Below are 8,183 nucleotides of genomic sequence, written 5' to 3' on the forward strand. Positions count from 1 at the left end.
CGCTGCAGGTTACCTGGGATGAACTTCATCACCCTCGCGTCACAAATTGCATCGCCACCTAAATGCTCCGCCGCACGTCTTTGAAGCAAAGCGGTGCGCCGCCGATATCGGTTCTCCACCGCGCAACTTGAGCTCCGGCTCGTCGCCTCCCCTCTGCATCTCACCAGGCTATCCACACCATGCACTTTGTCAGGAATCTACGTGTCGGCCAGCGCATGAGCGTTGGCTTCTCCGCTCTCATAGGACTGATGGTCGTCCTGACTCTGGTGGGCATCCATCGGGTCCACCTCATCGAGAACGACCTGCACACGATCAATGACGTCAACGCGGTCAAGCAGCGCCTGGCCATCAACTTCAGGGGCAGTGTGCATGACCGCGCGATCGCGCTGCGCGACGTGGTCCTGACCGATGACCCGCAGGCCCGGGCCGAGGCCACGCAACAGATCGAGAAACTCGCCGGCGACTACGCGGTGGCCGCCAAACCCCTGTCGGAGATGATCGCGGCGAGCACGGACAGCAAAGAGATCGGCATGTTGAAGGCCATCCGCGCCAACGAGGCCGCCACTCTCCCCTTGCTGGCCGAAGTCAGCAAGCAACGCGAGGCCGGCGATGTCCAGTCGGCAACAGCGCTGATGCTCACCCAGGCCAAGCCGGCCTTCGTGGCCTGGCTGGCCTCGATCAACGCCTTCATCGACTGGCAGGAGGCCAAGAGCGCCGCCACCGCCGAACAGCTGACGGCCACCGCGCGCGGCTTTGCCATGCTCATGATCGGCGCAACGCTGCTGGCGCTGGCGCTGGGAACGGTCATCGCCATCGCGCTCACGCGCAGCGTCGTCGGCCCCCTGCGCACTGCCCTGCAGGCCGCCCGCGACGTCAGCCAGGGCAAGCTGGATACAGCTCTGGTGGCACATCGGGGCGACGAGGCTGGCCAGCTGCTGGAGGCCATGGAGCAGATGCGCCAACGCATCCGGCGCGTCATTGCCGAGCTGGGCGAGATGACGGCCCGGCACGAGCGTGGCCAGATCAGCTACCGCATGGATGCGGCCGCCTACCCGGGTGAATTCGGCATCATGGTGCGCGATACCAATGACATCGTGGCGGCGCATATCGCCATCAAAATGCAGTTGGTCCACCTGATCGGCCGCTACGCGGTGGGCGACCTGTCCGACGACATGCAACGGCTGCCCGGCGAGAAGGCCATCATCACCGAGACCATGGACCGGGTGAAGGCCAACCTGTCCTCGATCAACCGTGACATCCGCGAGCTTACCCAGGCCGCCTCCGAGGGCAACTTCTCCGCGCGCGGCGAGCCGCAGGCGTATCAGTACGATTTCCGCGCCATGGTGGAAAACCTCAATGGCCTGATGGGCACCGCCGAGCAGAACCTCGCAGCACTGTCCACCTTCCTCAATGACGTTGCATCGGGCAACCTGGCCGCGCGCATGGAGGGCGACTTCCGCGGCGTCTTTGCCACCATGGGGGCCGATGCCAACAAGACTGCCACCAACCTGGCCGATATCGTCCGCCGCATCCATCTCTCGTCCGAGTCCATTACCGGCGCGGCCACGGAGTTGTCCAACGGCAACCAGGACCTCTCCAGGCGCACCGAACAGCAGGCTGCCAGCCTGGAGGAAACCGCCGCGTCGATGGAGGAGCTGACCTCCACGGTCAGGCAGAATTCCGCCTCGGCCGACCAGGCCAATCGCCTGGCCATCGACGCCGCCGCTGTCGCCGGGCGCGGTGGGGAGATCGTGGACGAGGTGGTCAGCACCATGGACGGCATCGAAACCGCTTCGCGCCGCATCGCCGACATCACCACCGTGATCGACGGCATTGCCTTCCAGACCAACATCCTCGCGCTGAATGCCGCGGTGGAAGCCGCACGCGCCGGTGACCAGGGCCGTGGTTTTGCCGTGGTCGCCGCCGAGGTGCGCAGCCTGGCGCAACGCGCGGCCAGCTCGGCCAGGGAGATCAAGGAACTCATCGACGACTCCGCCGCCAGGGTCGCCGAGGGATCCACGCAGGTCCGCGCCGCCGGCGCCACGATGCAGGAGGTGGTTTCGAGCGTGCAGCGGGTGACGGACATCATGCAGGAGATCGCTGCCGCCTCCCGCGAGCAATCCTCCAGCATCGAGCAGGTCAACGCGGTGGTCGGCCGCATGGATGAGACCACGCAGCAGAACGCCGCGCTGGTCGAAGAGGCTGCCGCGGCCGCTGCCGAGCTCGACGTCCAGGCGTCCGGGCTCCGGCACGCCGTCGCCGCCTTCACGATCGACCCGGTCGCGGTGCGCCGTGACCGCCCCTTGCACACGCGCGCCGTCGCTGCCCCGCGCCTTGCCCACAGTCTTCAATGATGAACGGCCAAGCAGCGGCCGCGGGCCATTGCTTGAAACTTCGGCAATGGCCCGCATTGACTGACAGCGCCCGCGGTTGGGCGCTCTCAGGAGAAATGCATGCCGCACCATGAAAAAATCGCCGTTGCCGGCGTCATCGAGCACGTCTTCGCGCATCGCTTCACGCTGGTCAGCAACGATCAGACCTATCTCGCGGATCTGGGGCCGAAAGGCGCAGAAGCGTTTCCTCTCGCGCAGGGCCTTGCCGTACGGCTTGAGGGCGAACAACGCCCGTCGGAAATCAAAGTCGCACGCATCGCCAGGAAGGGGGGCGCCTTCGTGGAGGTGGAACACAAAAAGCCGCATCACGGCCCCAAGCACCCCCCCTCCGATGCACCGGCCGATCCGCGTGCGGTGCTGGCCGCGGTGAAGAAGGCCGGTTGGAAGGTCTCAGGTAAACCCGCCCGCAAGCCCAGGCACTTTGAACTCCTGGCCAGACGCGATGCTRGTGGCTGGACCGAACTCCACGTGGATTTTGCAGGCGTCATCTACAAGCAGAAACCGGCAGACGATGAAAAGTGGGACCTGCCCGCCTGAAAGACTGGTAGTACACAACAAAAGAGCCCCGGGATGTCCCGGGGCTCTTTTTGTTTGTCAGGCCGCCTGTGGGCTCCAGCGACGCAGCGCAGCCCCCCTGAGCGATTGCTCACCGCACCCGGTCGGACAGCGCAGCACGCGCGCCACCGAGGTACTGACAAAGCCCTGCCCCTCCTGCGCCTTGAAGATGACCTCGCACGACAGGCAGCGCGCCACCATGGAATACAGATGCACGATGCGGCCACTGCAGGGGTCCTGCAACGCGCTCACTTCCAGCAGATCGAAGTGGCAGCTATCGGGCAGCGCGCGCCGGGGCAGCGGATAGGGAGAGGAGGTCTGCAGGTTCACGCGGGCGCGCCATCGAGGGAATGCAGGCGACTGTAGATAGCGCGGTGTGGAGCCCAGGTGCAGATGCGATGCCTGCCGCGCGAAGGCGCCGTTACGCATCGCATTCAACCCTGAATGATTCGGAATCCAGTTGCCTGACTTTCGTCATATTTCACCCGGGCGACACTTCCAGGCAAGCAGCATGCTCAAGCCCACCGACGGGCGGAACCGCGAGGCATTTGAGATGGACAAGAACCGTACCGAAGGTGTCAAGAACCAGGTCAAGGGCACCGTGAAGGAAGTGGCCGGCAAGGTCACCGGCGACAAAGCCCAGGAGCTCGAAGGCAAGGCCCAGAAAACCGTGGGCAAGGTGCAGAGTGAAGTGGGCAAGGCAAAAGACGACGCCCGCCGTTGAATCCGGCGCGCTGCTCCCGCACTTCGGTGAGGGAGCAGTGGCGTTGGAATTGCGTACGGATGGACGCCAGGCATTACGCTCACTCCGCGAAGCTTGTGGTGTTCTTGCCATGTCGCTTGGCGACATACAGCGCCCGGTCGGCCATGGCCAGCCAGTCCTCGGCAATGCCGATGCTCACGCTGATCTGGATCGAACGCACTTCTGCGGGCAGGTTGGCCTGCAACCGTTCCCTGATCCGCTCAGCCACCTGCATGGCCTCAGCAGACGTGCATTCCATCAGCAACACCGCAAACTCATCCCCACCCAGCCGCGCCGGCGTATCGCCGGGCCGCATGAAGTCCCTCAACGTCGCCGCAATGTGGCGCAGCACCTCGTCACCCGCCCGGTGACCGTGCCCGTCGTTGATCCGCTTGAAGTCGTCCACATCCAGCATCAACAAGCAGGCAACGCCGCCATGACGGTGCGACCTCTCCAGCGTCTGCTGGGCACGCTGGATCAGAAAGCCCCGGTTGGCCAGGTCCACCAGCGGGTCCATCCGGCTCAGGCGCTGCAACTGACGGTTCTGTGATTTCACCCGGCGCGCCAGCTGCCAGCTGAGCAGACTCAGCCCGATGCCATACACGAACAGGAAGGGCAGGCTGAGGGCAATCGTGCGCTGTGAGGTCACCGGCTGAAAGGGCAACACAAGGGCCAGCCAGGCCACGCCGAATCCCACCACCAGGGCCAGGGTCGCCCGCGCCGCCAGCTTCACCCCACCTGCGGCGATCTTGTCGGCCACCAGCAGCGCCGCGAACAACGCACTGGGCACGATGCTGAGCGCCATGAAGGCAATCCATGCACCGCCCAGCAACGAGTCGATGACCATGCAGCGGAACTGCGCCGCTGCCGGTTTCTGGGCGCGGTGAATCAAGGCCAGCGCAATGGCCGGCCATAGCAACGCGTTGACCAGCAGCAGCACCCACGCCACCACACCGTCGTTGCGCTCGAGGATGATCGAGGCAATCGGCAGGGCGGCAAGGCCGTTGCCGACAAACCGCATCCAGCCAATGCGGCGGGCCGCGCCGATTCCTTCCACCGCCAATTCCGCAGAATCCGTCAAGAACGGCACACTTCCCCCTCGACTTCCGCCAAAGCCCGATCCGCACACCGGAATCGGGAGCAGTCTGGCACTGTGGCGTAAATAACGGGTCAATATCGGCACGGGACGGTGCGACATCGGGTCGCAGGCTGCGCGCGGGCCTTCCAGACGGCCACGGCCGCTGCCTCCCTTAGAATCAACCCCGTGCGCTCTCCTGCCCTCCACCGCTGGCTTCATGCCTGGGCCTGCCTGGCCATGCTCCTGGTGGGGGTCGCGCCGCTGGTCAGCCGGGCGTTGGCGCACCCGGGCGTAAACGCTTCCCAGGCGCCGAACGCCCATGGCGCACCCCACCCCGCGCTCGACCCCGCCCCCGTGGGCGCGTACCCCAAGCATCACGATACGGCGCATGGCATGGATCACGCGATGGCGATGGCGACCCCGCGCGCGCATGGCCAGGCGGCATCGCCAGCCATCACGCCGGCCAAGTCTCCAGATCCCCACGCCGAGCATGCCATGGGCGTGGACTGCGACTACTGTCTGATCGCCGCACGGATGGTCAGCCTGCTGGTCGCCCTGCTTCTGCTCATTGCGCTCTGGCCCGCGGTCTTCCGGGCTTTGGCGAGGCAGGTCGTTGCCCCGCAAATGCCCCCGCCAGGCACACTCGGCGCCCGCGGTCCGCCGCCCGCCCTCGCCTGCTGATCCAGCCTGCGTCCTGAGGCGCGCATCGCGCCCGGCCGTCCGTACCCGCCCCACTCACCCGGCAACTCTGCCGGGCCGAATGCGCGCGCTGGATACTGCCCTTCCCCTCCGCTGTCCGGCTGACCCGCCGGCTCTTTTGCCTGTCTCGACCACGCGGTGGTCGCGGCAACTCGATCTTGTGGACCATGAACAGACTTCCCGCTTCCCGCCCGCTTTCCAGGGCCACTCTGATTGCGCTCGCCAGCGCTGCCTTGGCCCCGTCGCTGGCGTCCGCCAAGGAGGACACCGTGCTCACCCTGGGTACCGTGCAGGCCCGCGCCAGCGCCGAGCGCGACCTGTCGGCACGGTCGGTATTCACCTCCGTGGACATCCTCGGTGGCGACCTGCTGCAGCAGCAGAAGGTGGATCACAGCTGGGAGCTGCTGATGAACGCCCCCGGCGTGCAGGTCACCCAGTTCAAGATGGGCACCGATGCCGGCCGCTTCTCCTTCCGTGGTTTCAACGGCGAAGGCCGCATCAACGCGGTCAAACTGCTCATCGACGGCGTCCCAAGCAACGACAACGCCGGCGGCATGCCCTACCTGGATGCGGTGTTTCCGCTGGACATCAGCGCGATGGAGATCGTGCGCGGCACCAACGACGCGCGCTACGGCCTGCATGCCATCGCCGGTGATGTAAACGTGCTCACCCGCCATGGCGGCAACGACGGCCAGCTCAGCGTCACCGTCGGCAGCTTCGGCACACAGGACGTGCAACTGGCCAAGGGCGTCGAGAACGGTGCCTGGTCGCAGAACTATTTCATCGGCTGGCGTGGCACCGACGGTGAGCGCGACCATGCCGAGGGCACCCAGCGCAGCTTCGCCGGCAAGTGGTTCTACACCGATCCCGAGGGCCGCTGGCGCGCCGGTCTGGCCAGTCGTTACTACAAGAACGCCGCGCTGGAAGCGGGCTATCTCAGCTACCCGCAAGTGCAGGCCGATCCCTGGCAGTCGCCCGATTACGCCCGCGACGACCGCAGTGAGCGCGAAACCGTGCAGACCGCGCTGCACCTCGATGGCGCCCTCGCCAGCGACTGGCATTGGAACGCCAAGGCCTACCAGAACGACTATCGTAACCAGCGCTGGGTGACCTTCACCGCAGGCGGCGCGCAGCAGGAGCGCTTCAACGATGAAACCCACCGTGGGCTGATCCTCAACACCACCTGGCGCCCCACCACCACTCTGGCCGAGTTGGTGCTCGATGCCGGCGTGGATGGGCAATGGCAGGACAACACCGCCCGCCGCTACCGCACTGTCGCGCGCGAACGTCAGGCCACACTGCGCGACTGGGCGTTCGATCTCGACACCCACGGTGCGTATATCCAGGCCGTGATCCGCCCCTTCGACGCGCTGAAAATCGTGCCGGCCTACCGCGTGGACCGCATCTACGGCGATTTCCACAACGTCGCCGACGGCACGCGTGCACCGGTGTACGACTACGGCCTGATCAGGCAGCCCAAGCTGAGCGTGTCCTATGACCTGGGCAGCCGCACCGTCGCCTACGCCAACTGGGGCCGCACGTTCCAGATCGGCAGCGGCAACGGCGCCTACCGCACGCAGCCCGGCAATCTGTCGCCGTCGATCAACGACGGCTGGGAGACCGGCCTCAAGTGGGCACCCATGCAAGGGCTGCAGGCCCGCATCGCCTACTGGGAACAACGCGCCTCCGACGAAGTGGCCACCATCCTCGGCGTCAACGGCAGCGTGGGCAGCAACGAAGTGGGCAACGTCGGCAAAACCCTGCGCCGCGGCTGGGACGCGCAGCTCACCTGGCAGGCCAGCGCGCGCTGGCGTGCGTGGGCGTCGTATTCCCGGCAGAAGGCGGTGATCAAGGTGCCCGACCCCAGCACACCGCAGACCCGTGGGCGACAGGTCGAGAACGTGCCGAACTGGCTGGCCAACGCTGGCGTGGAGTACACGACCACCCCCGATTGGACCTTCAGCGCCTGGAGCAACGGCCAGGGTGACTACTTCGTGGAACGCACCAACACGCTGGGCCGTTACGGTGGCTATGCGTTGTTGAATCTGAGCGCCACCTACCGCCTGGACCCGCGCAACAGCCTGGCCCTGCAGCTGAAAAACGCGACGGACCGCTTCTACGTCTACGCCTGGTATGACAGCGGCGCATCCGGCTACTCGCCCGGCGATGGCCGCGCCCTCTACCTCAGCTGGACCCGGGAGCTCTGATATGGATACCGCCATCCCGCCGCCGTCCACCGAACGCTGGCGCTTCTACCGCGCGGTGTGGCGGTGGCACTTCTATGCCGGTCTGTTCGTACTGCCTTTCATTGCCTGGCTGGCACTGACCGGCGCGGTCTACCTGTACCAGAAGCCCATTGACCGGTGGGTCCACCATGACCTCAAGGTCGTGGAAAACCCACAGCACGCTCGCACGCTCCCCAGCGCCCAGATCGCCGCCGTCACCGCCCTCACGCCTGGCGAGGTGTTCCGCTACAGCACCCCGGAGCGCAGCGATGGCAGCGTGGAAATCGGTGTGCTGGAGGCCGACGGTCGGCGCGAGATCTACTACGTTGACCCGACCTCGGCGCGCGTCCTCGGATACCTGCCGGAAAAAGGCACGTTCTCCGGTGTCGTACGCCGGCTGCACAGCCTGGACCTGCTCGGTGACTACGCCCGTGCGCTGATCGAGATCGCTGCCGGCTGGGCCATCCTGCTGGTGTTGACCGGTGTCTACC

Annotated in this window: 8 protein-coding genes; 6 read left to right on the forward strand and 2 right to left on the reverse strand. The window is 66.0% G+C overall.

What is annotated here, in order from left to right; genetic code table 11:
* Positions 1-179: 179 nt before the first annotated feature.
* Both ACXJKH_RS10540 and ACXJKH_RS10545 read left to right on the forward strand, forming a co-directional pair.
* Positions 180-2,354 (forward strand): methyl-accepting chemotaxis protein, encoded by a 2,175-nt coding sequence (locus tag ACXJKH_RS10540; protein WP_457319393.1) that lies wholly within the window; start codon positions 180-182, stop codon positions 2,352-2,354.
* Between the two features lie 99 nt (positions 2,355-2,453).
* Positions 2,454-2,930: a hypothetical protein gene (locus ACXJKH_RS10545; protein ID WP_457319394.1), complete on the forward strand. Its 477-nt coding sequence runs from the start codon at positions 2,454-2,456 to the stop codon at positions 2,928-2,930.
* A gap of 57 nt (positions 2,931-2,987) precedes the next feature.
* On the opposite strand, the gene ACXJKH_RS10550 is transcribed toward ACXJKH_RS10545, so the two are convergent.
* Positions 2,988-3,278 (reverse strand): hypothetical protein, encoded by a 291-nt coding sequence (locus tag ACXJKH_RS10550; protein WP_457319395.1) that lies wholly within the window; start codon positions 3,276-3,278, stop codon positions 2,988-2,990.
* 223 nt (positions 3,279-3,501) lie between these two features.
* On the opposite strand from ACXJKH_RS10550, the gene ACXJKH_RS10555 reads away from it, so the two are divergent.
* Positions 3,502-3,672: a CsbD family protein gene (locus ACXJKH_RS10555; RefSeq protein ID WP_256774579.1), complete on the forward strand. Its 171-nt coding sequence runs from the start codon at positions 3,502-3,504 to the stop codon at positions 3,670-3,672.
* Between the two features lie 79 nt (positions 3,673-3,751).
* On the opposite strand, the gene ACXJKH_RS10560 is transcribed toward ACXJKH_RS10555, so the two are convergent.
* Positions 3,752-4,780, reverse strand: a complete 1,029-nt coding sequence (locus tag ACXJKH_RS10560; protein WP_457319398.1) for a diguanylate cyclase — start codon at positions 4,778-4,780, stop codon at positions 3,752-3,754.
* A 225-nt stretch (positions 4,781-5,005) separates the two neighbouring features.
* On the opposite strand from ACXJKH_RS10560, the gene ACXJKH_RS10565 reads away from it, so the two are divergent.
* The 3 genes from ACXJKH_RS10565 to ACXJKH_RS10575 form a co-directional block, all read left to right on the forward strand.
* Positions 5,006-5,449 carry a hypothetical protein gene (locus ACXJKH_RS10565; RefSeq protein ID WP_457319399.1) on the forward strand — a complete coding sequence of 148 codons (444 nt, stop codon included), beginning with the start codon at positions 5,006-5,008 and terminating at the stop codon, positions 5,447-5,449.
* 185 nt (positions 5,450-5,634) lie between these two features.
* Positions 5,635-7,674, forward strand: coding sequence for a TonB-dependent receptor (locus ACXJKH_RS10570; protein ID WP_457319396.1), 2,040 nt, complete (start codon positions 5,635-5,637; stop codon positions 7,672-7,674).
* Between the two features lies 1 nt (position 7,675).
* The coding region (locus tag ACXJKH_RS10575) for a PepSY-associated TM helix domain-containing protein (protein ID WP_457319397.1) at positions 7,676-8,183 on the forward strand (508 nt) is incomplete at its 3' end.

It is taken from the genome of Stenotrophomonas sp. P5_B8 (assembly GCF_054049855.1).